We start from the raw sequence: 749 nt of genomic DNA, 5'->3' as shown, positions 1-749 counted from the left end.
ATCGAGTAGGAGGGGGAGTCACCTCCCCCGTCCTCTCACACCACCGTACGTACCGTTCGGTATACGGCGGTTCATGAAGAGCGGCTAAGCCCTCTTGCCGTGTCGAGTACCGAGATCAGCCCCTGCTGCTCGAACCACTTCCGTGGCAGGGCCTGATTCATGTGCGAGGCTCCCGCATTCCACCAAGGACCTCGTCCATTCCCCGCTGACTTCCAGGCACGGGGCTCGTCCAACCCTAGCGCCAGAAGTTTCCGACGCCGGGTGCCTGGACGTTTCCACTGCCGCCAGATCACGCAGCGCAAGCGTCGGCGTACCCATTGATCCAGCGCTTCCAGGGGACGCTTCACATCGACGAGGCTGAAGTAGCTGGCCCAGCCGCGTAGGACGGGGGCCAACGCCTCAGTGACTCGCCGGATGTTGTGGCCCCTGCCACGCTTCAGGATCTCGCGGACACGCTGCATCAAGCGCTGCAAGCTGGCCTGGGTCAGCGTCAGCCGTGGCAGCTTGTGCCGAGTCAGCGTGTACCCCAGATAGCCTCGCTGCCAGGGGCGATCCACCGCGCTTTTGGCGTGGTTGACCATGAGCCGAAGTGAGTTCTCGAGATACTCACTCAGGCTGGCCATGACACGCTCGCCCGCTCGCTGACTCCGCACGTAGATTTGCATGTCGTCGGCGTAGCGGCAGAAGCGGTGGCCGCGGCGTTCCAGCTCCTTGTCCACGTCATCCAGCAGGATATTCGCCAGCAGCGG

The 749-nt window shown here is 63.6% G+C and carries 1 protein-coding gene; it reads right to left on the bottom strand.

From position 1 onward, the window contains the following. Positions 1–71: 71 nt before the first annotated feature. On the bottom strand, positions 72–749 hold a 678-nt coding region (locus L1075_RS15650; protein WP_246942763.1), incomplete at its 5' end, for a group II intron maturase-specific domain-containing protein.

Origin of the sequence: Chromohalobacter beijerinckii (assembly GCF_023061185.1) — a bacterium.
GTDB classification, from domain to species: domain Bacteria; phylum Pseudomonadota; class Gammaproteobacteria; order Pseudomonadales; family Halomonadaceae; genus Chromohalobacter; species Chromohalobacter beijerinckii.
Note: the sequence above shows the minus strand (reverse complement) of the source record. Positions and strands in the feature narration are given on the sequence as shown.